The 20,652-nt window shown below is 65.2% G+C and carries 25 protein-coding genes; 21 read left to right on the top strand and 4 right to left on the bottom strand.

Annotated elements, in window-relative coordinates; genetic code table 11:
• Positions 1-47 precede the first annotated feature (47 nt).
• Entirely contained in the window at positions 48-665 is a 618-nt protein-coding gene (locus tag KXJ60_RS14650) for a ParA family protein (protein WP_291129388.1), read from the top strand.
• Between the two features lie 63 nt (positions 666-728).
• On the top strand, positions 729-1,184 hold the full coding sequence (locus KXJ60_RS14645) for a MaoC family dehydratase (protein ID WP_291129385.1): 456 nt from the start codon (positions 729-731) through the stop codon (positions 1,182-1,184).
• A gap of 18 nt (positions 1,185-1,202) precedes the next feature.
• Here KXJ60_RS14645 and KXJ60_RS14640 read toward each other — a convergent pair whose 3' ends face one another.
• From KXJ60_RS14640 to KXJ60_RS14630, 3 genes are all read right to left on the bottom strand, one after another.
• Positions 1,203-1,496 (bottom strand): hypothetical protein, encoded by a 294-nt coding sequence (locus tag KXJ60_RS14640; protein ID WP_291129383.1) that lies wholly within the window; start codon positions 1,494-1,496, stop codon positions 1,203-1,205.
• 180 nt (positions 1,497-1,676) lie between these two features.
• Positions 1,677-2,150 (bottom strand): tRNA (uridine(34)/cytosine(34)/5-carboxymethylaminomethyluridine(34)-2'-O)-methyltransferase TrmL, encoded by a 474-nt coding sequence (trmL, locus tag KXJ60_RS14635; protein WP_291129380.1) that lies wholly within the window; start codon positions 2,148-2,150, stop codon positions 1,677-1,679.
• Positions 2,151-2,182: 32 nt separating this feature from the next.
• Complete coding sequence (locus KXJ60_RS14630; protein ID WP_291129377.1) at positions 2,183-2,743, bottom strand: ComF family protein; 561 nt, start codon at positions 2,741-2,743, stop codon at positions 2,183-2,185.
• A 254-nt stretch (positions 2,744-2,997) separates the two neighbouring features.
• Here KXJ60_RS14630 and KXJ60_RS14625 point away from each other — a divergent pair, with 254 nt between their 5' ends.
• The 8 genes from KXJ60_RS14625 to KXJ60_RS14590 all read left to right on the top strand — a co-directional run bounded on the left by KXJ60_RS14625 (position 2,998) and on the right by KXJ60_RS14590 (position 9,435).
• A complete protein-coding gene (locus tag KXJ60_RS14625) occupies positions 2,998-3,876 on the top strand; it encodes a biotin synthase (RefSeq protein WP_291129374.1) in 879 nt (292 codons plus the stop codon).
• Between the two features lie 247 nt (positions 3,877-4,123).
• The gene (locus KXJ60_RS14620; RefSeq protein ID WP_363318058.1) at positions 4,124-4,543 is read left to right on the top strand and encodes a DUF2244 domain-containing protein; all 420 of its coding nucleotides are present in this window, start codon (positions 4,124-4,126) and stop codon (positions 4,541-4,543) included.
• A gap of 184 nt (positions 4,544-4,727) precedes the next feature.
• Positions 4,728-5,834: a cytochrome c oxidase subunit II gene (gene coxB, locus KXJ60_RS14615; RefSeq protein WP_291129367.1), complete on the top strand. Its 1,107-nt coding sequence runs from the start codon at positions 4,728-4,730 to the stop codon at positions 5,832-5,834.
• A gap of 41 nt (positions 5,835-5,875) precedes the next feature.
• Positions 5,876-7,495: a cytochrome c oxidase subunit I gene (gene ctaD, locus KXJ60_RS14610; protein ID WP_291129364.1), complete on the top strand. Its 1,620-nt coding sequence runs from the start codon at positions 5,876-5,878 to the stop codon at positions 7,493-7,495.
• A gap of 28 nt (positions 7,496-7,523) precedes the next feature.
• Positions 7,524-7,634 (top strand): cytochrome oxidase small assembly protein, encoded by a 111-nt coding sequence (locus KXJ60_RS14605; protein ID WP_291129361.1) that lies wholly within the window; start codon positions 7,524-7,526, stop codon positions 7,632-7,634.
• A gap of 26 nt (positions 7,635-7,660) precedes the next feature.
• The gene (locus KXJ60_RS14600; protein ID WP_291129358.1) at positions 7,661-8,275 is read left to right on the top strand and encodes a cytochrome c oxidase assembly protein; all 615 of its coding nucleotides are present in this window, start codon (positions 7,661-7,663) and stop codon (positions 8,273-8,275) included.
• Positions 8,272-8,487, top strand: a complete 216-nt coding sequence (locus tag KXJ60_RS14595; RefSeq protein WP_291129355.1) for a DUF2970 domain-containing protein — start codon at positions 8,272-8,274, stop codon at positions 8,485-8,487. The genes KXJ60_RS14600 and KXJ60_RS14595 overlap by 4 nt, the downstream gene beginning before the upstream one ends.
• A 66-nt stretch (positions 8,488-8,553) precedes the next feature.
• On the top strand, positions 8,554-9,435 hold the full coding sequence (locus KXJ60_RS14590; protein WP_291129352.1) for a cytochrome c oxidase subunit 3: 882 nt from the start codon (positions 8,554-8,556) through the stop codon (positions 9,433-9,435).
• An 87-nt stretch (positions 9,436-9,522) separates the two neighbouring features.
• Here KXJ60_RS14590 and KXJ60_RS14585 read toward each other — a convergent pair whose 3' ends face one another.
• Positions 9,523-9,756, bottom strand: a complete 234-nt coding sequence (locus tag KXJ60_RS14585) for a twin transmembrane helix small protein (RefSeq protein WP_291129350.1) — start codon at positions 9,754-9,756, stop codon at positions 9,523-9,525.
• A gap of 60 nt (positions 9,757-9,816) precedes the next feature.
• On the opposite strand from KXJ60_RS14585, the gene KXJ60_RS14580 reads away from it, so the two are divergent.
• From KXJ60_RS14580 to KXJ60_RS14530, 11 genes are all read left to right on the top strand, one after another.
• Entirely contained in the window at positions 9,817-10,557 is a 741-nt protein-coding gene (locus KXJ60_RS14580) for an SURF1 family protein (RefSeq protein ID WP_291129346.1), read from the top strand.
• Positions 10,538-11,215 (top strand): hypothetical protein, encoded by a 678-nt coding sequence (locus KXJ60_RS14575; protein WP_291129344.1) that lies wholly within the window; start codon positions 10,538-10,540, stop codon positions 11,213-11,215. Before KXJ60_RS14580 ends, KXJ60_RS14575 begins: the two co-directional genes overlap by 20 nt.
• Position 11,216: 1 nt before the next feature.
• Positions 11,217-12,386, top strand: coding sequence for a COX15/CtaA family protein (locus KXJ60_RS14570; RefSeq protein ID WP_291129341.1), 1,170 nt, complete (start codon positions 11,217-11,219; stop codon positions 12,384-12,386).
• Positions 12,383-13,288 (top strand): heme o synthase, encoded by a 906-nt coding sequence (gene cyoE / locus KXJ60_RS14565; protein WP_291129338.1) that lies wholly within the window; start codon positions 12,383-12,385, stop codon positions 13,286-13,288. Before KXJ60_RS14570 ends, cyoE begins: the two co-directional genes overlap by 4 nt.
• A 10-nt stretch (positions 13,289-13,298) precedes the next feature.
• The gene (locus tag KXJ60_RS14560; protein ID WP_291129336.1) at positions 13,299-13,895 is read left to right on the top strand and encodes an SCO family protein; all 597 of its coding nucleotides are present in this window, start codon (positions 13,299-13,301) and stop codon (positions 13,893-13,895) included.
• 104 nt (positions 13,896-13,999) lie between these two features.
• Complete coding sequence (locus KXJ60_RS14555) at positions 14,000-14,659, top strand: response regulator transcription factor (RefSeq protein WP_291129333.1); 660 nt, start codon at positions 14,000-14,002, stop codon at positions 14,657-14,659.
• Positions 14,656-15,990: an ATP-binding protein gene (locus KXJ60_RS14550; protein ID WP_291129331.1), complete on the top strand. Its 1,335-nt coding sequence runs from the start codon at positions 14,656-14,658 to the stop codon at positions 15,988-15,990. Before KXJ60_RS14555 ends, KXJ60_RS14550 begins: the two co-directional genes overlap by 4 nt.
• 66 nt (positions 15,991-16,056) lie before the next feature.
• A complete protein-coding gene (locus tag KXJ60_RS14545) occupies positions 16,057-17,532 on the top strand; it encodes a Do family serine endopeptidase (RefSeq protein WP_291129328.1) in 1,476 nt (491 codons plus the stop codon).
• 175 nt (positions 17,533-17,707) lie between these two features.
• On the top strand, positions 17,708-18,250 hold the full coding sequence (locus KXJ60_RS14540; protein ID WP_291129325.1) for a TRAP transporter small permease: 543 nt from the start codon (positions 17,708-17,710) through the stop codon (positions 18,248-18,250).
• On the top strand, positions 18,247-19,545 hold the full coding sequence (locus tag KXJ60_RS14535; protein ID WP_291129317.1) for a TRAP transporter large permease: 1,299 nt from the start codon (positions 18,247-18,249) through the stop codon (positions 19,543-19,545). Before KXJ60_RS14540 ends, KXJ60_RS14535 begins: the two co-directional genes overlap by 4 nt.
• Before the next feature lie 43 nt (positions 19,546-19,588).
• A complete protein-coding gene (locus KXJ60_RS14530) occupies positions 19,589-20,623 on the top strand; it encodes a DctP family TRAP transporter solute-binding subunit (protein WP_291129314.1) in 1,035 nt (344 codons plus the stop codon).
• Positions 20,624-20,652: the final 29 nt, after the last annotated feature.

Here is a 20,652-nt window from a genome sequence, read left to right as displayed (position 1 = left end):
TCCCCACCGCCTGCCGCGTGGGTCGTCCGCACACACAGGAGCTCGACATGCCCATCGTGGTGGTTGCCAATCCCAAAGGAGGCGTGGGCAAATCCACGCTGTCGACCAACGTTGCTGGCTACTTTGCCCGCAAGGGGCACTCGGTCATGCTGGGTGACGCGGATCGGCAGCAGTCGTCGGCCTTGTGGCTCAAGCTGCGCCCTCCCGAGGCGCGGCCGATCCAGACCTGGGACGTGTCCAAAGACCTGGTCGCCCGCCCGCCCAAGGATGTGACCCATGTCGTGCTCGACACCCCGGCGGGGCTGCACGGGAAGCAGTTCAAGGAAGTGCTCAAGCTGGCGGACAAGGTGCTCGTGCCGCTGCAGCCCAGCATCTTCGACATTTATGCCACGCGAGCATTCATCGACGAGCTGGCCGAGTCCCGCCGCGCGGGGCAGTTGCAGGTGGGCATCGTCGGCATGCGTGTCGACATGCGAACGATCTCGGCCGACAAGCTGGGAGAGTTTGTGACCAGCCTGGGTCTGCCGGTGCTGGGAGCGCTTCGCGACACGCAGAACTATGTGCACCTCGCGGCGCGCGGGCTCACGCTCTTCGACGTCACACCCAGCCGTGTCGAAAAAGACCTGCGGCAGTGGCAAGGCATTTGCGACTGGCTGGATCGCTGAGGCGAGGCCCGCATGTCGCCAGCCCGACATGCGCGGTGCGGGTCAGCCGATACAGTGCCTCGCATGAAAACCTTTGAATCCCTGGCCGAGCTTGCGGCCTGCGTGGGCCAGGAAGTGGCCATCAGCGACTGGATGACCATCACCCAGGAACAGGTCAACCGCTTCGCCGAAGCCACGGGTGATCACCAGTGGATCCATGTGGACGTGGAGCGTGCGAAGGCAGGACCGTTTGGCGCACCCATTGCGCACGGGTTTCTCACGTTGTCGTTGTTGCCGGTGTTTTTCGAGTCGGCTTTCGACATCCGCAACACCCGCATGGGCGTGAACTACGGTCTGAACCGCGTGCGCTTCACAGCGCCCGTGCCCGTGGGCAGCCGCGTGCGGGCCCGACTCACCCTGCAGGCCATGGAACCCATTGACCAAGGGGGGCAGCAAATGACGTGGGCCGTGGTGGTCGAGCGTGAAGGTGCCGACAAGCCCGTGTGTTTTGCTGAATCGCTGGTGCGCCAGTACCCCTGAGGGCACGGACCGTGTGCGTTACTTGATGCGCACGAGCTGCTTGGGGTCGAGCCAGCCTTCAAAGAAGCGGATCAGACGGTTGATGCGGTCGGCCGCGACCGATTGGTCGTGCTGCTGGGAAATCAGTTGATACGCGTCATTGCGCAGCAGCCACAGCTCCTGGGGTGAGCGCGTCTGCGCAATTTTCTTGCGAAGCCGCTGTGCTGCATCGCTCGGGCAATCCGAAATGCTGTGTTCAAGCTGGCTGCGGATGCGCGCCACGTCCTTCACGCTGGGCGTGCGATGAGGGCGCTGGCGAGAGGCGAGATTCACCCGGAATATCCGTGTGAGGACAGAAATCAATGCGGTCTCCATGCAACCGTCCCGGTGGGTATTTGTAACGATCAGGCCCGCGCTCAATGGCGCGGGGTCTGCCTGATCGGGCTGGCACACGGATGTTGCGCGCATCGGGCGCGGCGCGAGTTCAGTCCCCCGCCACTTGCGTGACCTGCATCACGGAACTGCCTTTGCAAACTGCAGCTGGCGCCAGGCCTCAAACACCGTGACGGCCACCGCGTTGGAGAGGTTCAGGCTGCGCTGCCCCTCGACCATCGGCAGCCGCAAGCGTTGCTCACCGGGAAAAGATTCGCGCAAGGTCTCGGGAAGGCCCTGTGTTTCGGACCCGAAGACCAGCCAGTCGCCAGCCTGAAAGGGGTTGTCGAACACGTTGTGGCTGCCACGCGTGGTGAAGGCGAACATGCGTTGCCGGTCGGGAGCCTCATTGGTCAGAAAGCTCGCCCAGTCGGCATGGCGGCGCACACGGGCGTACTCGTGGTAGTCGAGCCCCGCGCGGCGCATGTGCTTGTCTTCCATCGAAAAGCCCAGCGGTTCAATGAGGTGCAGCGCGCAGCCCGTGTTCGCGCTGAGGCGGATCACATTGCCGGTGTTGGGCGGAATTTCCGGGTGGACAAGGACGATGTTGAACATGGGTGGGCACAGGGACGTGGCGTGCGAGCATATCAACGCGGTGTGCGCGCAAACACCAGGGCGCTGACCGCGGTGGCGCCTGCCTGGCGCAGGGCGTGCGCGGCGGCCTGCAAGGTTGCTCCGGTGGTGGTCACATCGTCCACCAGCAGCACGTGCTTGCCCTCCAGGTGGGGAGCGTGCCGGGGATGCGCGGCGAAGACGCCATGCAGGTTGAGCAGGCGCTGCTGGCGCTTGAGGCTGTGCTGGTCGGGGGTTTCGATCAGCCGCACCAGAGCGTCGGGCTGCGCAAGGAGGGTGGTCGGCGGCTCGCTCCCGCGTTGCAACGCTTTCACCAGTTCCCAAGCCTGGTTGTATCCGCGCTCGGCCAGCCGCTTCGGTGTGAGCGGCACAGGGGCGACGAGATCGCAGGCCGCCAGCAGCGCCCCGGCGTTGGGCGCGCTGAGCATCTGGCGGGCAAAGAGGGCCGCCCAGCCCGGTTCTTCGCGAAATTTGAAGCGTGCAATCAGCGTGTCCCAGGGATACGCGTAGTCCACGGCGGCCACGCAGGCGCTCAGGTCGGTCGGCGTCTCCCGGGTCAGGCATGTTCCGCACATCTCGCTGCCTTCAGGTACGCGGTGTGCGCACTGGATGCAGCGCGGTTGCGAAGGTTGAAAACGCCGCACACAGGGCGAGCAGACGGGGTCACTCGACCACATGCCACACACCTGGCAGGCGCTCGGCAAGGAATTCCACTGGGTGCGCCATGCCTTGAACATGGGGCCAATATACTGGCGGGCCGCCGCGGTGCGGTGCCTTTTCCGGCTTTGTCGGCCCCGGTTTGAACATCTCGATTACTCCTGAATCTCCCGTGCCCGGCCTGGATCCTGTGGCCGCTCAACGGTGGCACGGCCTGGCTCGGACCGCCACACCCTGGTTGCACGAGGAGGTGGCTTCCCGCATGGTGGAGCGCCTGAAATGGTTCAAGGAATCGCCTTCGAGTTGGTTGCATTGGGAGCCCGTCACCGGCGGCTTGCAGGCGCATCAGCAGATTCGCTCCCAGTTGCCCGACGCCGCCTGTCATGTGGCCGCCAGACACCTGCCTGAGGCCTTGCAGGCGACCCGCGACACGAAGGGCGCTGCGTGGAATCCCCTCAACTGGATGCGTGCCCGGGAGCCGCTGGCGAGCAACCCGGATACCCGCGTGAACATGCTCTGGGCCAACATGGCCCTGCACATGGAGCCTCACCCGCAGACGCTGATCCAGCGCTGGCACAAGCACATCCAGACCAACGGTTTTCTGATGTTCTCCTGTCTGGGGCCAGACAGCCTGCGCGAGCTGCGTGCGGTGTATGCCGCCCAAGGGTGGCCGGACCCCGCACATGCGTTCACCGACATGCACGACTGGGGCGACATGCTGGTGCAAAACGGTTTTGCAGAGCCAGTGATGGACATGGAGCGCATTACGCTGTCGTACAGCAGCGCCGAGCCCCTGCTGGCCGAGTTGCGCGGCCTCGGTCGCAACCTGTACGCGAGCCGCTTTGGCGCGTGCCGATCGCGCCACTGGCGGCAGCGCTTGTGCCAGGTGATCGAGGCGGCGCTGCCGCGGGATGCCGACGGGCGGCTGTTGCTGACCTTCGAGGTCATTTACGGCCACGCCTTCAAGCCGGTGCCTCGCGTGCCTGTGGCCCCGTCCACGGCGGTGCCCATGGAGGACATGCGCGCCATGTTGCGCGGTCATCGCGGCTGAACCTTGGACATTTCGGCGGCTCTGCAGTCGCGCAAGCGCATTGTCCGAGTCGGATGTGGCGGCTTTTCGCCCGGAAGCCAGCGCTGTGGCCGCTACAATTGCGACCGATCCAAGTTTCAAGGGTATTTTCCCTGCGTCAACGCGCGGGCCTGCGGGCTGAGCGCGGCTTGAACCGGTGGTGGGTGTGAGCCTTGCCTGCAACGATTTTCGTTTCGCGACCCAGTCTGAAGAAGGCGTGGAGTGGTCCTTGAAGCGCAACTGTTCGGTCACGCCTGCACAGCTGGGTGGTCTGTACGCCTCCATGTGCGTGCTGTCGCTGGCAGTAGCCGGGTTCTTCTGGTCGCAAGGGGCCACGCTGGTGTTGCCTTTTGCGGCCCTGGAGCTCGTCGCCGTGGCTGCCGCCTTCCTCATGTATGCGCGCCATGCCGCAGACCGTGAGCGCATTTGTCTGGCGGATGGCCGGCTGGTGGTGGAGCAGGAAACGGCTGGGCGCACCACGCGGTGTGAGTTTGTCCGCGATTGGGTGCGGGTGGAGTCGTCTGCAGATGCAGGGCGGCTGATCGAGGTGCGCGGTGGAGGACAGTCGGTCCAGGTGGGGCGTTACTTGCGCCCTGACTTGCGCCCGGTCCTTGCGCGGGAGATACGTCAGGCTTTGCGTGGCGTGTGATGGTGGGGTTTTGGGTGGGTGAGCCCGGAAATTTTGTTCTAATCGGCATTGATATAAATCAATACTTATATTTGAGGCGCTTAAAGTGAGTACGACGAATAAAAAGGTGGGTTCCCTGCGAAACCGTTGGTCAGCGATTCGCGCTGCGGGCACCACGCTGGCTTTGGGCGCTGGTGCTTGGTCCGTGGTCGCCGCTCAAGGCGTCAAGGACCTGGCGGGCGGGCCCGCCGTGAACCAGCTCAACTTCCATCCGCCTGTCACCCGCATTGCTGAAGAGCAGCACTGGTTGCACTGGTTCATGATGGGCTTGTGCGCCGTCATCTTCGTCATCGTCTTCGGCGTGATGTTCTATTCCATCCTCAAGCACCGCAAGTCGGTCGGGCACAAGGCCAAGACGCTGGCAGAGCCGATCTGGGTGGAGCTGGGCTGGACCATCGTGCCCCTGCTCATCGTGATTGGCATGGCATTGCCCGCCACCAAGGTGCTGGTGGCCCAGAAAGACACCACCAACAGCGACCTGACCATCAAGGCCACGGGCATGCAGTGGAAATGGGGCTACGACTACATCAAGGGCGAAGGCGAGGGCATCGGTTTTCTCTCGACGCTGGACAACAGCCACCGCGTGATGTCCAACAGCGGCAAGCCCGAAGCGACGGACGACTACCTGCTGAAGGTGGACAACCCACTCGTGGTGCCGGTGAACAAGAAGGTCCGCATCATCACCACCGCAAACGACGTCATCCATGCGTGGATGGTTCCGGCCTTTGGTGTGAAGCAGGATGCGATCCCCGGTTTCGTGCGCGACACGTGGTTCCGCGCCGAAAAGACCGGCGACTTCTATGGCCAGTGCGCTGAACTCTGCGGCAAGGAGCACGCCTACATGCCCATCCACGTGAAGGTGGTGACGGCGGAGGAGTACACCGCCTGGGTGACCGACAAACAAAAAGCGATGGCCGCAGCAGCCGATGACCCAAGCAAGGTGTGGACGCTTGCGGACCTGGCCAAGCGCGGTGAATCCGTGTACGCCGCCAACTGCGCCGCCTGCCACCAGGCCAACGGCAAAGGCGCAGGCCCGATCAAGCCGCTGGATGGTTCGGCCATCGTGACAGACGCCGACCACGGCAAGATGATCAGCGTGCTGCTCAATGGCGCCGCCGGCGGCTCAATGCCCGCCTGGAAGCAGCTTTCCGACACCGAGCTGGCCGCGGTCATGACCTTCGCCAAGAACAACTGGTCGAACAAGACCGCACAGATCGTGCAGCCGGCTGAAGTGCAGGCCGCCCGCAAGTGATCCGGTTGCCAGAAAAATATTGAGTCTCAAAGGAATCGACCATGAGTGCAGTTCTTGACCACCACGACGCGCACGGCCACGACCACGACCACCATGCCCCCACGGGCTGGCGCCGCTGGGTGTACGCCACCAACCACAAGGACATCGGTACGCTGTACCTGCTGTTCTCGTTCACCATGCTGATGATCGGCGGCGTTCTGGCGCTGCTGATTCGCGCCGAGCTTTTCCAGCCGGGCCTGCAACTGGTGAACCCCGGGTTGTTCAACCAGCTCACCACCATGCACGGCCTGATCATGGTGTTCGGCGCGATCATGCCGGCCTTCGTGGGCTTCGCGAACTGGATGATTCCGCTGCAGATCGGCGCGTCTGACATGGCGTTCGCCCGGATGAACAACTTCAGCTTCTGGCTGATGATTCCGGCCGCGATCATGCTCGTGTCGTCGTTCTTCATGCCCGGTGGCGCACCCGCCGCCGGCTGGACGCTGTACGCCCCGCTGACGCTGCAGATGGGCCCCTCCATGGATGCCGGCATTTTCGCCATGCACATCCTGGGCGCTTCGTCCATCATGGGTTCGATCAACATCATCGTCACCATCCTGAACATGCGCGCGCCCGGCATGACGCTGATGAAGATGCCCATGTTCTGCTGGACCTGGCTGATCACCGCGTACCTGCTGATCGCCGTGATGCCTGTGCTGGCTGGCGCGATCACCATGACGCTGACCGACCGCCATTTCGGCACCAGCTTCTTCAACCCCGCCGGTGGCGGTGACCCGGTGATGTACCAGCACATCTTCTGGTTCTTCGGTCACCCCGAGGTCTACATCATGATCTTGCCGGCCTTCGGCATCGTGAGCCAGGTCGTGCCTGCTTTCGCGCGCAAGAAGCTGTTTGGTTATGCCTCCATGGTGTATGCCACGGGCTCCATTGCGATCCTGTCCTTCGTCGTCTGGGCGCACCACATGTTCACCACCGGTATGCCGGTGACGGGCCAGCTGTTCTTCATGTACTCCACGATGCTGATCGCCGTGCCCACGGGCGTGAAGATCTTCAACTGGATTGCCACCATGTGGAAGGGCTCGATGACCTTCGAGACACCCATGCTGTGGGCCGTCGGCTTCATCTTTGTGTTCACCATCGGTGGATTCACGGGCCTGATCCTGTCGGTCGCGCCGATCGACATCCAGATGCAGGACACCTATTACGTGGTGGCGCACTTCCACTACGTGCTGGTGGCGGGCTCGCTGTTTGCCATGTTCTCGGGCATCTACTACTGGCTGCCCAAGTGGACGGGCGTGATGTACAGCGAGACGCGCGGCAAGATCCATTTCTGGTGGTCGATGATCTCGTTCAACATCACCTTCTTCCCGATGCACTTCCTGGGTCTGGCGGGCATGCCGCGCCGTTATGCCGACTACCCCATGCAGTTCGCTGACTTCAATGCCATCGCATCGGTGGGCGCCTTCGGTTTTGGTATTGCCCAGGTCTATTTCTTCCTGGCCGTGATTGTCCCCGCCATGCGCGGCAAGGGTGAGAAGGCTGTGCAGAAGCCTTGGGAAGGCGCAGAAGGTCTGGAATGGGAAGTGCCATCGCCCGCACCGTTCCACACCTTCGAGAACCCGCCCAAGCTCGACGCAACCGCCACCAAGGTGATCGGCTGAGTCCGCGCCACTGACGTTGAAACACACCATGACACCCGAACAAAAAAAGAACAACCGCCGCCTGGGCCTGATCCTCGCGTCGGTGGCCGTGGTGTTTTTCTTCGGCTTCGTTGGCAAGCGGTTTGTGCTGGGCTTCTGACCCGGCAATCTGACTGGAACACGCTCGTGGGACTTCGGCGCGAAAACCTCAAGATGGTGGGCAAGCTCGGCGTGATCGCGCTGGGCATGTTTGCCTTCGGCTATGCGTTGGTGCCGATTTACCGCCACATCTGTGAGGCCCTCGGCATCAACGTGCTGGCGGTCTCCGAGTTGCGGGTTCCTGGCGCGGCACCGTCGTCCATGCCGAGCAATACGCAGGTCGACCGGTCGCGCACCATCACGGTGGAGTTCGACGTGAATGCGCGCGGACCCTGGCATTTCAAGCCGGCCGTGCGTTCGTTGCAGGTGCACCCTGGTGAACTGGCGACGGTGATGTACGAGTTCCAGAACATCCAGAACCGCACCATGGCGGCCCAGGCCATTCCGAGCTACGCGCCCAAACAGGCTGCGGCCCATTTCAACAAGCTGGAGTGTTTCTGTTTCACGCAGTACACGCTGCAGGCGGGTGAGAAAAAGGAATGGCCGGTGGCGTTCGTGATCGACCCGCGTCTGTCCAAAGACGTGACCACCATCACCTTGTCCTACACCTTCTTTGAAGTGGGTGGCAAGGTGCCGGCAGCGCCCGACGACGCGCCGCAGGCCAAGAGCCCTGAGCCGGTCAAACCCGCAGGTGCCGTATGACGACCAAGCCGGAAGCCGCGCACGAGCGCAAAGGCTCTTTCATCGATACGGTCAAGGCCGTGTCGTGGGGATTCCTGGGTGTGCGCCGCAACGCCGATTACCAGAAGGACATTGCCAAGCTCAACCCGCTGCACCTGATTGCGGTGGGCGTGGGGATGGCGTTTCTGTTCGTGCTGGCGCTGATCGTGCTGGTGAACTGGGTGGCAGGCTGAGGCGTGGGCCCACCGTTTTTTGATTTTTAGACATTAGATACAAGCGAAAGCACAACAGGAGTGAGCATGTCAGCAGCAACACACGGCACGACGCCCTACTACTACGTCCCAGGCCCCTCGCGCCACCCGGTCATGGCCGCCATCGGTCTTTTCTTCGTGATCCTGGGCGCTGGTCAGTGGATCAACGGTGCGGGCTGGGGCGCCTATTCGCTGGCCTTTGGCCTCGCGTTCTGGCTGGTGGTGCTGTTCCAGTGGTTCCGCGATTCGGTGCACGAGAGTGAGGCCGGCATGTATGGCCGCAAGATCGACCTGTCGTACCGCTGGAGCATGAGCTGGTTCATCTTTTCGGAGGTGATGTTTTTCGGCGCTTTCTTCACCGCGCTCTGGTGGACGCGCACCCACTCGGTGCCTGCACTCGGCAACATTGAAAACGCGCTGATCTGGCCGGATTTCACGGCGGTTTGGCCCAGCGTTCAGGCCGGTGCCACGGCATCGCCCGGCGGCATCGTCGAGCCCTTCCAGACCATGGGTCCCTTCTGGTTGCCCACGATCAACACCGCGTTGCTGCTGACCTCGGGCGTCACGCTGACCATTGCTCACCATGCCCTGCAGGTGGGTAACCGCAGCCGCACGATTGCCTTCATGTGGATGACCGTGGTGCTGGGCATCGTGTTTCTGTTCGTTCAGGGCTATGAATATGCGCACGCCTACGGCGACCTGAACCTCAAGCTGTCCTCGGGTGTGTTTGGATCCACCTTCTTCATGCTCACCGGTTTCCACGGCTTCCACGTGTTTGTGGGCATGCTGATGCTGTTGTTCATCACCCTGCGCTTGCAAAAGGGCCATTTCACCGCGCAGCGACACTTCGGTTTCGAAGGCGCCGCCTGGTACTGGCACTTTGTGGACGTGGTCTGGCTTGGCCTGTACATCCTGGTGTACTGGATGTGAGCGACGGGGGTGGTGCATCCGCCCCTCCCGCGTGAACGCAACAAAAAAGCGCCTTCCGGCGCTTTTTTGTTGATGGCGTCTGTGAGCTCACCCTCTCAGGGGCAACCCGGTGGGCTGGATCCACCCCATCAGGTAGCAGACCAGAACCACCACAAAGAGCAGAATGGAAAAACCGACCCGAAAGGCCAGCGCACGTGCCATGTGGTTCTTGCGCGCAGAGCCATCGGCCTCCGTCGTGCTACCCCCCCGCATCATGTACACCAATGCCGCTGCCAGGCTGCCGATGATGGCGATGAATGCCACGATGACCAGATATTTCATGCGTCGAATTATCTCCGCGCGCTCGCAACCGGGCGCGCCGAAGGGTTGGATGGCGAGCGCATGACACGAACCACCCTTCGATTCTGGATCGTGACCTTGGCCACCGCCTTCACCATGGCGGCCACGGCGTCGCTGGGCCTTTGGCAGCTGGAGCGCGCTGCGCAGAAGACGGCGCTGCAGACGCAGATCAACGAACGGGGTGCGTTGTCCGTGTGGAGCAACACGGAGCTGCTGGCCGCAGCCGACGCGACGCAGGGCGTGCACCGGCCCGCGCGCCTCACGGGCACTTGGATGCCTGAGCGCACCGTCTTCCTGGACAACCGCCAGATGAACACTCGTGTGGGCTTCTTCGTGGTCACGCCGCTGCAACTGGAAGGCAGCCAGCAGGTAGTTCTGGTGCAGCGTGGCTGGGTGCCGCGCGACTTCACCGACCGCAGCCGCGTGCCAGTGGTGCCCACCCCTGCGGGCCGCGTCGAGCTGGAGGGCCGATTGGCCCCCCCGCCGGGCAAGCTATATGAGCTGGGCGAGTCGAGCACGGGGGCGATCCGGCAAAATATCGACCTTGCCTTGTTCGCTCGGGAAACCGGCTTGCCCCTGTTGGCCGTGTCGGTCTTGCAGACCAACCCCGTGGCCGATGGCCTGTTGCGCGATTGGCCTCTGGTGGCGATCGATGTGCACAAGCACCACGGCTACGCCTTCCAATGGTTCTCCCTGTGCGCCCTTGCAGGCCTGCTGTATCTCTGGTTCCAAATTCTCTCCCCCCGCCGAAAGCGCAGACTCCATGGCACAGACGCCCGATGAACCCCTGACCCTGACCGTGCACAGCCTGCCGCCGCTGGATCAGGCCAGCGCGCAGGCGGTGGCCAGCACGCGCGCGGGCCGCTGGAAGATGATCGGCCTGATGCTGGTGTGCGCGGCGCCTGTCATCGCCTCCTATTTCATGTACTACGTGGTGCGCCCCGAAGGTCGCCGCAACTACGGTGAACTGATTGATCCGCAGCGCCCGCTGCCCGCCTTCAGTGGCACCAACGCACAAGGGCAAGTGGTGCCTTTGACCTCGCTCAAAGACCAGTGGCTGCTGATCAGCGTGGCCGACAGCGCGTGCGACGCGGCGTGCCAGGAGCACCTGCTGTTGCAGCGCCAGCTGCGCGAAACGCTGGGGCGCGAAAAGGAGCGCATGGACTGGGTCTGGCTGCGCACGGGTGACGCGACGCTCGCAGAACCCCTGCTCAAGGCCACAGCCGCTGCCACGGTGCTGCATGTGGACGCGCAGGCACTGGCCGGCTGGCTGCAGCCTGCGGTGGGGCAAAAGCTGGAAGACCACCTGTATGTGGTCGACCCCCTGGGCAACTGGATGATGCGGTTCCCCGCCAAGATCGATCCCAAGCAGGCCAAGCGCGACCTGGACCGCCTGCTGCGCGCTTCGGCCTTCTGGGACAAGGAAGGCAGGGCGAACTGACATGGACACCCAGCCGCTGTACGACCTCGCTCCCATCGCGCGCCTCATGCTGCTCGGCGTGGTGATCGCGCTCGGGCCGCTGGCATGGGTGTGGGTGCGCAACCGCCACGCGCCGCCCGCGCAGCGCTTGCGCGTGCTCACGCTCATCACCTTGTTCCTGACTTTCGATCTGGTGCTGTTTGGCGCTTTCACCCGCCTCACGGACTCCGGGTTGGGCTGCCCCGACTGGCCGGGTTGCTATGGCAGTGCCAGCCCGGTGGGCGCCAGTGTGTCGATCGCCGCCGCGCAGGAGGCCATGCCGCACGGCCCGGTCACGTTCTCCAAGGCCTGGATCGAGATGATCCACCGCTACCTCGCCACGGCGGTGGGCGTGTTGATCCTGGTGCTGTCGCTCGTCAGCTGGATCGAGCGCAAGCGCCTGAGCGTGTCGTATGTGTGGCCGCTGGTCACGCTGGTGTGGGTGTGCCTGCAAGGTGCATTCGGTGCCCTCACCGTCACCATGAAGCTTTTTCCCGCCATCGTCACGCTCCACCTGTTAGGCGGGCTGGGCTTGCTCGCCTTGCTGCGCGCGCAGTCGGTGGGTTATGCGCTGGCTGCGCCGGGGCATCCCGGTCCTGTGGCATTGCCAGGTCGGCTGCGCTGGGCGCTGGGCGCGGTGTTTGCGCTCGTGTGGCTGCAGATTGCTCTGGGTGGCTGGGTCAGCACCAACTACGCGGTGCTGGCCTGCAGCGAGTTCCCGACCTGCCAGGGCAGCTGGTGGCCGACGATGGACTTTCGCCAGGGCTTCACGCTCTGGCGTGAGCTCGGACAGAACCGTGCCGGTGAGGCCATCGCGTTCCCGGCGCTCACGGCCATTCATTACGTGCACCGCCTCATGGCGTACCTCGTGCTGGCGGCCATGGTGTGGCTGGGCTGGCGCCTGTGGTCGGTCGCCGGCATGCGGGGCACCGCGCGTGCGCTGCTCCTGCTGGCGGCCTGGCAGTTCGCCAGCGGCCTGACCAATGTGGTGCTCGACTGGCCACTGCTGGCCGCCGTGGGTCACACAGGGGGCGCTGCCGCCATGGTGGTTGTGCTCACGGGGGCGCTCTTCGGCACACGCCGGGCCCGTCTGCGCGACGCCGCTTCCGCGACCCGCGCCCGTGCCATGCCTTTGTCTGATCCGATTCGATGAGCTCCGCTTCCACCCCCTCTCTTGCAGCTGCCGCGCCCTCCGCCTGGCGCCAGTACCACGCGCTCACCAAGCCGCGCGTGATCCAGCTCATCGTGTTCTGTGCCCTCATCGGCATGGTGCTCGCCGTGCCGGGTGTGCCCAGCTGGGCGCAGGTGCAGCTGGCCGCCATCGCGTGCTTTGGCATCTGGCTGGTGGCCGGTGCGGCCGCGGCGTTCAACTGCGTGGTCGAGCAGCACATTGACGCGCGCATGAAGCGCACCGCCTGGCGGCCCACCGCCAAGGGGCAGCTCACCAATGCGCGCACGCTGAGCTTTTCGGCTGTGCTGTGCGCTGCCGGGTCGGCGGTGCTGTATTTCCTGGTGAACCCGTTGACGATGTGGCTCACGTTTGCCACCTTCGTGGGTTACGCGGTGATCTACACCGTGATCCTCAAGCCGCTCACGCCGCAGAACATCGTGATCGGCGGCGCCTCCGGCGCCATGCCCCCGGTGCTCGGCTGGGCGGCCATGACGGGCGTGGTGTCGCCCGAGGCGCTGATCCTGTTCCTCATCATCTTTCTCTGGACGCCCCCGCATTTCTGGGCGCTGGCGCTCTACCGCGTCGAGGACTACCGCAAGTCCGGCCTGCCGATGCTGCCCGTGACACACGGCTCCGAGTTCACGCGCCTGCAGATCCTGCTCTACACGCTGGTGCTCTTCGCCGCCTGCCTCATGCCCTTCGTGATGCGCATGAGCGGCTGGTTCTACCTGGTGGTGGCAGTGGCACTGAGCATCGGCTTCTTCGGGTATGCCTTTGCGCTGTGGCGCAACTACTCCGATGCGCTGGCCCGCAAGACCTTCCGCTTCTCGCTGATTCACCTGGCGCTGCTGTTTGCGGCGCTGTTGATTGACCACTACCTGTGAGGCCACTGCCATGAACCGCCGCCACCTGCTTGCCCTGAGCCTCGGAACCCTGGGCCTGGCCGCCTGCTCCGAGAAAGCGGCCGCGCCCGCCGCGTTCGCCGGCATCGACATCACGGGCGCCGACTACGCCAAGGGTTTTTCGCTCACCGATCACAACGGCAAGCTGCGCACGCTGGCGGATTTCAAGGGCAAGGTGGTGGTGGTGTTCTTCGGGTTCACCCAGTGCCCCGATGTGTGCCCCACCTCCATGAGCGAACTCGCCGAAGCCAAGCGCCTGCTCGGTCCCGACGGTGAGCGCCTGCAGGGCATCTTCATCAGCATCGACCCCGAGCGCGACACGCCCGAGATCATGCAGCAGTACATGGCCAACTTCGACCCGACGTTCCTGGCCCTGTACGCCGCGCCCGATGCGCTGCCCGAGGTGGCCAAGAGCTACAAGATTTACTACAAGAAGGTCAACGGCCCTACGCCCACGAGCTACTCGATGGACCACTCGGCGGGCAGCTACGTGTACGACCCGCAAGGCCGCATTCGCCTCTACAACCGTTACGGCAGCGGTGCACCGGCGCTGGCCGCCGACGTGAAGAAACTGCTCGACGGCGCCTGAGCGAGCGGCGGCCCTAAGACCGGCCTAAGTGAAGCCCCGCACCATGCGCTGAGGCGCCCCACCGGGGCATTCGTTCCACGAACCGGTTTGGAGATCGCACACCCATGAGGCTGTTGCTGGTGGAAGACGACACCATGATTGGCGAAGCGGTGCTCGACCTGCTGCGCGCCGAGCATTACGCGGTGGACTGGGTGCGCGACGGCGACATGGCGGCGACCGCCGCGCAGGCCGAAACCTACGACCTCATCCTGCTCGACCTCGGACTGCCGCGCCGCGATGGCCTGGACGTGTTGCGGGAGCTGCGTGCGCGGAAAGACCGCGTACCCGTGCTCATCGCCACGGCGCGGGACTCGGTGCAGCAGCGCGTGCAGGGCCTGGACGCCGGGGCCGACGACTACATCCTCAAGCCCTACGACCTGGACGAGCTGCTGGCGCGCATTCGTGCCTTGCTGCGCCGCGCCTCCGGGCGTGCCGAGCCGGTCTACGAACACCTGGGCGTGACCATCAACACCGCCACGCGCGAGGTGTCCGTGCAGGGCGAACCGGTGGTGCTCTCGGCGCGCGAATGGGCCGTGCTGGAGCCGCTCATGGCACGCCCGGGCCGTGTGCTGTCTCGCGCCCAGCTGGAAGAAAAACTCTACGGCTGGAAGGACGACGTCAGCAGCAATGCCGTGGAGGTGTACATCCACGGCGTGCGCAAGAAGCTGGGTGCCGGCGTCATCCAGAACGTGCGCGGCGTGGGCTACATGGTGCCCAAGGCATGACGCTGCCCACGCACTCGCTGCGCGCCCGCCTCATTGGCCTGCTCCTGTTGGCCATCGTGCTCGCGGCGGGCCTGCAGGCGGCGGTGGTCTATCGCCAGGCGCGCGCCGAGGCCGATGGCATCTTCGACTACCACATGGAGCAAATGGCGCAGGCCCTGCGCGCGGGCATGGTGCCACCCGGCCTGCCGCCACCCCCTGGCGAAGAGCCCCCGCTGCCCGCCGAGGCGTTCGACTTCTTTGTACAAGTCTGGACACAGGACGGCCTACGCGTGTTCCAGTCCGGCAACAACGCGGCCTTGCCGCAGCGCGCGGTGCTGGGGTTTTCCAACATCGAGGTGGATGGCAAGCCGTACCGCGTGTATTCGATGCAGTCGCGCACGCAGGTGGTTCAGGTCGCGCAGGACATGCGCCCGCGGCAAACCATGGCGCGCGCGCTGGCCTGGCGCACCGTGCTGCCCATCGCGTGGATGGCGCCTTTGCTCATGCTCGTGGCCTGGGCGGTGGTGAGCGCCTCGCTGGCGCCGGTGGCGCGGGTGCGGCGGCAGGTGGCAGCGCGCGAAGCCGATGAGCTCGCCGAGGTGGAGGAGGAAGGCCTGCCGGATGAAATACGGCCGCTGGTGCACGAGCTCAATCTGCTGTTTGGCCGCGTGCGCCAGGCGTTTGACGCGCAGAAGAATTTCGTGGCTGAAGCCGCGCACGAATTGCGTTCACCGCTGGCCGCGCTGCGCCTGCAGGCGCAGGGCCTGCAGCGCGCGCGCGATGACGCCACGCGACAGCTCGCGGTGGAGCGCTTGCTGACGGGCATCGACCGCGCCACGCGGCTGGTGGAGCAGTTGCTGACGCTCGCGCGCCAGCAGGCACAGCCGTCGGCCAGTGAACCGGCGCAGCCGGTGGCCCTGGCCGCGCTCGCCGCTCAGGTGGTGGCCGAAGCCACGCCTGCCGCCACGCACAGGCAGATCGACCTGGGGCTCGGCGACAGCGACCCGGGAACCGCACAGGGCCATGCCGAGCCGCTGCGCATCTTGCTCACCAATCTGGTGGACAACGCGCTGAAGTACACGCCCGAGGGCGGCACGGTGGATGTGTCGGTCCGTCGAGAACCTGGGAAACTGGTGCTCACAGTGGAAGACAGTGGCCCCGGCATTGCAGAAGCCGATCGCGCCCGCGTGCTCGACCGCTTTTACCGCGTGCCCGGCTCGACCGCCACGGGCAGCGGCCTCGGGCTGGCCATTGCCAGCGCGATTGCACAGCTGCACGGCACCGCGCTGGCGCTGGAGCACTCCAGCCGGCTGGGCGGCTTGCGCGTGTCGCTGCGGTTGCCGGCGCTTTAAGAACCGTCTAACTCTGCGGGCTCACAGTAGCGGACATGTTCAACCTGTCCTGCTGAAGGAGCTCACATGAAAACCTTGTCTCTCACCGCATCGCGCCTGGTGCTGTCTCTGGCGGCTGCAGGCATTGTGGGTGGTGCCACCGTGGGTCTGGTCACGGGGACAGCCGCCACCGCGGCGGCGCCCGTGGCCACGCAGCAAGCGCCGGTAGCCGCTGCCGCAGTACCCGACTTTTCGCAGATCGCGCAGCGCCACGGCGCCGCCGTGGTCAACATCAGCGTCATCGGCAAAGCCGGCGCGGACGACGAGCAGCAGGCGCAGACACGCGCCCCGCAAGGCATCGACCCCAGCGATCCGCTGTTCGAATTCTTCAAACGCTTCCAGCCACCGGGTGGACAGGGCGGTGGGCGCGAGGCGCCCTCGCGCGGCCAGGGGTCTGGCTTCATCATCAGCGCCGACGGCCTGGTGTTGACCAACGCACACGTGGTGCGCAACGCGCAGCGCGTCACGGTGAAGCTCACCGACCGCCGCGAATTTGTGGCCAAGGTGCTGGGCTCGGACCCCAAGACCGACGTGGCGGTGCTGCGCATCGATGCCAAAGACCTGCCCGTGGTGCCGCTGGGCAGCACGAAAGATCTGAAGGTGGGCGAGTGGGTGCTGGCCATCGGCGCGCCCTTTGGGTTTGAGAACAGCGTGACCGCCGGCGTGGTGAGCGCCAAGGGCCGGTCGCTGCCCGACGACAGCTTCGTGCCCTTTATCCAGACCGACGTGGCGGTCAACCCCGGCAACTCGGGCGGACCGCTGTTCAATGCGCGCGGCGAGGTGGTGGGCATCAACTCGCAGATCTACAGCCACACGGGCGGTTACCAGGGCTTGTCGTTCGCGATTCCCATGGAGACCGCGCTCAAGGTGAAAGACCAGATCGTGGCCCACGGCAAGGCCAGCCATGCGCGGCTGGGCGTGTCGGTGCAGGAGGTGAACCAGACCCTGGCCGAGTCGTTCAAGCTCGACAAGCCAGAGGGCGCGCTGGTCTCCAGCGTGGAGCCGGGCAGCCCTGCCGCCCAGGCCGGCCTGCAGGTGGGCGATGTGATCCGCCAGATGGAAGGCCAGCCCATCGTGAGCTCGGGCGACCTGCCGGCGCTCATCGGCCAGGCCTTGCCCGGCGAGAAGGTGAAGCTGGACGTGTGGCGCCAGGGCAAGCCCGTCACGCTCACGGCACAACTCGGGGACGCCGCCGCCAAGGCCGTGAAGACCGCCGGCGCCGAGAAGGCGACCGACCAGGGCCGCCTGGGCCTGGCCCTGCGCCCCCTGGCGCCGCAGGAGCGGCGTGAGGTGGGGGTGGACGGCGGGCTGGTGGTGGAAGACGCGCAGGGCCCCGCCGCCCTGGCTGGCGTGCAGCCCGGTGATGTGCTGCTGGCCGTCAACGGCTCGAAGGTGCAGAACGTGGAGCAGGTGCGCGCGATGCTGGGCAAGGCGACGAAGTCGCTGGCGCTGCTGATCCAGCGCGATGGCAACCAGATCTTTGTGCCCGTGCCACTGGGTTGAGACGACGCTGACCACGCACAACGGCACCTTCGGGTGCCGTTTTTTCTGGCGCGTGGCGCACCGGGATGGCGGTTGTGCTGGCGCCCGCAGGACAGGGGCCAAAAGGGGAAAACGTCTATGATCCCAGCCTCTTTCGACACGGCCCCGGTCGCGCCGGCCCGCCGTCCTACATCCCATGTCCGACCCCATCGACTCCCCCCACGACGCGCGCACCGATGCCGCCACGCCGGACCTCCCGGTCGACGAAGGCACCCGGGTGCCCCTGCGCATCGAGGACTGGCTCACCGTCATCACCATGGCGTTGCTGGCGCTCATCACGTTTGCCAACGTCATCGCCCGCTACTTCACCGACCAGTCGTTCGCCTGGACCGAAGAGTTCTCGATCTTCCTCATGATCGTGCTTACCCTGGTGGCCAGCTCTGCGGCCGTGGCGCGTCACAGCCACATCCGCATTGAGTTCTTTGCCGATGCCGGCTCGCCCCGGCGCCGCCACCTGCTGGCGCTGTGGGGCGCAGCGGCCATGGTGCTGCTGTTCCTGCTGATGGCGACCTTGAGCGTGCGCATGGTGTGGGACCACTACGCCTACGACGAAATTTCGCCCGGGCTGGGCGTTCCCCAATGGTGGTATTCCATGTGGCTGCCGATCCTGTCGCTGGCCATTGCGCTGCGCGCACTGGGTCGCTTCAACCGTTTGCGCCGGGCGGGAGCGCAGCCATGATCGCTGCGCTGCTTTTCCTGATGTTCCTGGGCGCCATGCTGGCCGGCGTGCCCATCGCCGCAGCGCTGGGCCTGGCGGGGGCAGCGGCCATTGCCATGGCCGATTTCCACACGCAGTGGTTCGGCCTGCTCGCCGTGCCTCAGAACTTCTATGCCGGGCTGGGCAAGTACCCGCTGCTCGCCATCCCCATGTTTGTGCTGGTGGGCTCGATCTTTGACCGCTCTGGGGTGGCCGCGCGCCTGGTGCGCTTTGCCATTGCCATCGTGGGGCAGGGCCCCGGCATGCTGCCGCTGGTGGCCATCGTGGTGGCCATGTTCCTTGGTGGCATCTCGGGCTCCGGCCCGGCCACGGCGGCGGCCGTGGGCGCCGTGATGATCGCGGCCATGAAGCGCGGCGGCTACCCGGCTGCGTATTCCGCCAGCGTGGTCGGTGCCGCAGCGGCCACCGACATCCTCATTCCACCCTCCGTCGCGTTCATCATTTATTCGGTGCTGGTGCCCGGAGCCTCCGTGCCCGCGCTCTTTGCGGCCGGCCTGATCCCCGGTGTGCTGGTGGGCCTGGCGCTCATCGTGCCTGCCGTGTGGCTGGCCCGACGGCACGGCATGGGCGCCGGCGAGTCCCAGCTGGAGCGCCCGCCTTTCTGGGCCAGCCTGCGAGAAGCGTCGTGGGGCCTGGCCGCGCCGGTGCTCATTCTGGGCGGCATGCGCATGGGCTGGTTCACGCCCACCGAAGCGGCCGTGGTCGCAGTGTTCTACGGTTTGTTCGTGGGCATGGTGGTGCACCGCACGATCCGCGTGCGCGACCTGTTTCACATCTTCCGCGAGGCGGGTGAGCTCTCCGCTGTGATCCTGATCGTCGTCTCGCTCGCCGGCATCTTTGCCTTCTCGTTGTCCACGCTGGGGGTGATCGACCCGGTCACGCAGGCCATCGTCCACTCCGGTCTGGGCGAGATCGGGGTGATGCTGCTGATCATCCTGCTGCTGAGTGTGGCCGGCATGTTCCTCGACGGCATTTCCATCTTCCTGATCTTCGTGCCGCTGCTGTGGCCGATCGCGCAGCACTTCCAGTGGGACCCGGTGTGGTTCGGTGTCATCCTCACCATGATGGTGGCGCTGGGCCAATTCACGCCACCATTGGCCGTGAACCTCATGGTGTCCTGCCGCATTGCACAGGTGCGCATTGAAGACACCATCCGCTGGGTGGGCTGGATGGTGGTGGCCATGCTGCTGGTGACCGTGCTGGTGGTGTCGTTCCCGCAACTCGCGCTGTGGTTGCCGCAGCGCCTGGGCTACTGACCCGGCCCGTGCAATTCCCATTTCAACCAAGGAGACCTGAAGAATGAAACTGCGCACTTTCCTCACCACCGCCCTGGCCGCTGCTGCGCTGGCCGTGACGACCCACGGCTTTGCCCAGAGCACCGCCGCCTACAAGCCCGAGTACCGCATGTCGCTGGTGCTGGGCACCGCTTTCCCCTGGGGCAAGAGCGGCGAGATCTGGGCCAACCTCGTGCGCGAGCGCACGCAGGGCCGCATCAACTTCAAGCTCTACCCCGGTGTCTCGCTGATCCAGGGCGACCAGACGCGCGAGTTCAGCGCGCTGCGCCAGGGCGTGATCGACCTGGCCGTGGGCTCGACCATCAACTGGTCGCCGCAGGTGCGCCAGCTCAACCTGTTTTCCATGCCTTTCCTGATGCCGGACTTTGCCGCCATCGACGCCCTCACGACGGGCGAGGTGGGCGCCCAGCTGTTCAAGGACATCGAGAAGGCCGGCGCCGTGCCACTGGCCTGGGGTGAAAACGGTTACCGCGAAATCTCCAACTCCAAGCACGCCATCAAGACGCCGGCCGATTTGAAAGGGCTCAAGATCCGCGTGGTGGGTTCGCCGCTGTTCCTGGACACCTTCACCGCGCTGGGCGCCAACCCCACGCAGATGAGCTGGGCCGATGCGCAGCCCGCCATGGCCAGCCGCGCGGTGGATGGGCAGGAAAACCCGTTGTCGGTGTTCCTCGCCGCCAAGCTGCCGTCGGTGGAGCAGAAGCACCTGACGCTGTGGGGCTACGTCGCCGATCCGCTGATCTTCGTGGTCAACAAGGACATCTGGGCCAGCTGGACCGAGGCCGACCGCGCCATCGTCAAGCAAGCCGCCATCGACGCCGGCAAGGAAGGCAAGGCCCTGGCGCGCAAGGGCCTGGTCGAGCCTGGCAAGCCGCTGGTGAAGCAGCTCACCGACATGGGCGTGACCGTGACCGAGCTGACGCCGGAGCAACGTGCCGAGTTCGTCAAGGTGACGCGCCCGGTCTACGACAAATGGAAGAACCAGATCGGTGCCGACCTGGTGACGAAGGCCGAGAAGGCCGTGGCGGCCAGGAAGTAAGGGGGCACCCCCGCCGCGCTTTGCGCGAC

The organism is Hydrogenophaga sp., assembly GCF_019264445.1.
Taxonomy (GTDB): Bacteria; Pseudomonadota; Gammaproteobacteria; order Burkholderiales; family Burkholderiaceae_C; genus Hydrogenophaga.
Note: the sequence above shows the minus strand (reverse complement) of the source record. Positions and strands in the feature narration are given on the sequence as shown.

Excerpts from the sequence above, each read along its gene's own strand:
- KXJ60_RS14650 (WP_291129388.1), top strand. The coding sequence starts at position 48 with ATGCCCATCGTGGTGGTTGCCAATCCCAAAGGAGGCGTGGGCAAATCC.
- KXJ60_RS14645 (WP_291129385.1), top strand. The coding sequence starts at position 729 with ATGAAAACCTTTGAATCCCTGGCCGAGCTTGCGGCCTGCGTGGGCCAG.
- trmL (WP_291129380.1), bottom strand. The coding sequence starts at position 2,150 with ATGTTCAACATCGTCCTTGTCCACCCGGAAATTCCGCCCAACACCGGC.
- KXJ60_RS14630 (WP_291129377.1), bottom strand. The coding sequence starts at position 2,743 with ATGTGCGGAACATGCCTGACCCGGGAGACGCCGACCGACCTGAGCGCC.
- ctaD (WP_291129364.1), top strand. The coding sequence starts at position 5,876 with ATGAGTGCAGTTCTTGACCACCACGACGCGCACGGCCACGACCACGAC.
- KXJ60_RS14605 (WP_291129361.1), top strand. The coding sequence starts at position 7,524 with ATGACACCCGAACAAAAAAAGAACAACCGCCGCCTGGGCCTGATCCTC.
- KXJ60_RS14595 (WP_291129355.1), top strand. The coding sequence starts at position 8,272 with ATGACGACCAAGCCGGAAGCCGCGCACGAGCGCAAAGGCTCTTTCATC.
- KXJ60_RS14590 (WP_291129352.1), top strand. The coding sequence starts at position 8,554 with ATGTCAGCAGCAACACACGGCACGACGCCCTACTACTACGTCCCAGGC.
- KXJ60_RS14585 (WP_291129350.1), bottom strand. The coding sequence starts at position 9,756 with ATGAAATATCTGGTCATCGTGGCATTCATCGCCATCATCGGCAGCCTG.
- KXJ60_RS14580 (WP_291129346.1), top strand. The coding sequence starts at position 9,817 with ATGACACGAACCACCCTTCGATTCTGGATCGTGACCTTGGCCACCGCC.
- KXJ60_RS14575 (WP_291129344.1), top strand. The coding sequence starts at position 10,538 with ATGGCACAGACGCCCGATGAACCCCTGACCCTGACCGTGCACAGCCTG.
- KXJ60_RS14570 (WP_291129341.1), top strand. The coding sequence starts at position 11,217 with ATGGACACCCAGCCGCTGTACGACCTCGCTCCCATCGCGCGCCTCATG.
- cyoE (WP_291129338.1), top strand. The coding sequence starts at position 12,383 with ATGAGCTCCGCTTCCACCCCCTCTCTTGCAGCTGCCGCGCCCTCCGCC.
- KXJ60_RS14560 (WP_291129336.1), top strand. The coding sequence starts at position 13,299 with ATGAACCGCCGCCACCTGCTTGCCCTGAGCCTCGGAACCCTGGGCCTG.
- KXJ60_RS14555 (WP_291129333.1), top strand. The coding sequence starts at position 14,000 with ATGAGGCTGTTGCTGGTGGAAGACGACACCATGATTGGCGAAGCGGTG.
- KXJ60_RS14550 (WP_291129331.1), top strand. The coding sequence starts at position 14,656 with ATGACGCTGCCCACGCACTCGCTGCGCGCCCGCCTCATTGGCCTGCTC.
- KXJ60_RS14545 (WP_291129328.1), top strand. The coding sequence starts at position 16,057 with ATGAAAACCTTGTCTCTCACCGCATCGCGCCTGGTGCTGTCTCTGGCG.
- KXJ60_RS14540 (WP_291129325.1), top strand. The coding sequence starts at position 17,708 with ATGTCCGACCCCATCGACTCCCCCCACGACGCGCGCACCGATGCCGCC.
- KXJ60_RS14535 (WP_291129317.1), top strand. The coding sequence starts at position 18,247 with ATGATCGCTGCGCTGCTTTTCCTGATGTTCCTGGGCGCCATGCTGGCC.
- KXJ60_RS14530 (WP_291129314.1), top strand. The coding sequence starts at position 19,589 with ATGAAACTGCGCACTTTCCTCACCACCGCCCTGGCCGCTGCTGCGCTG.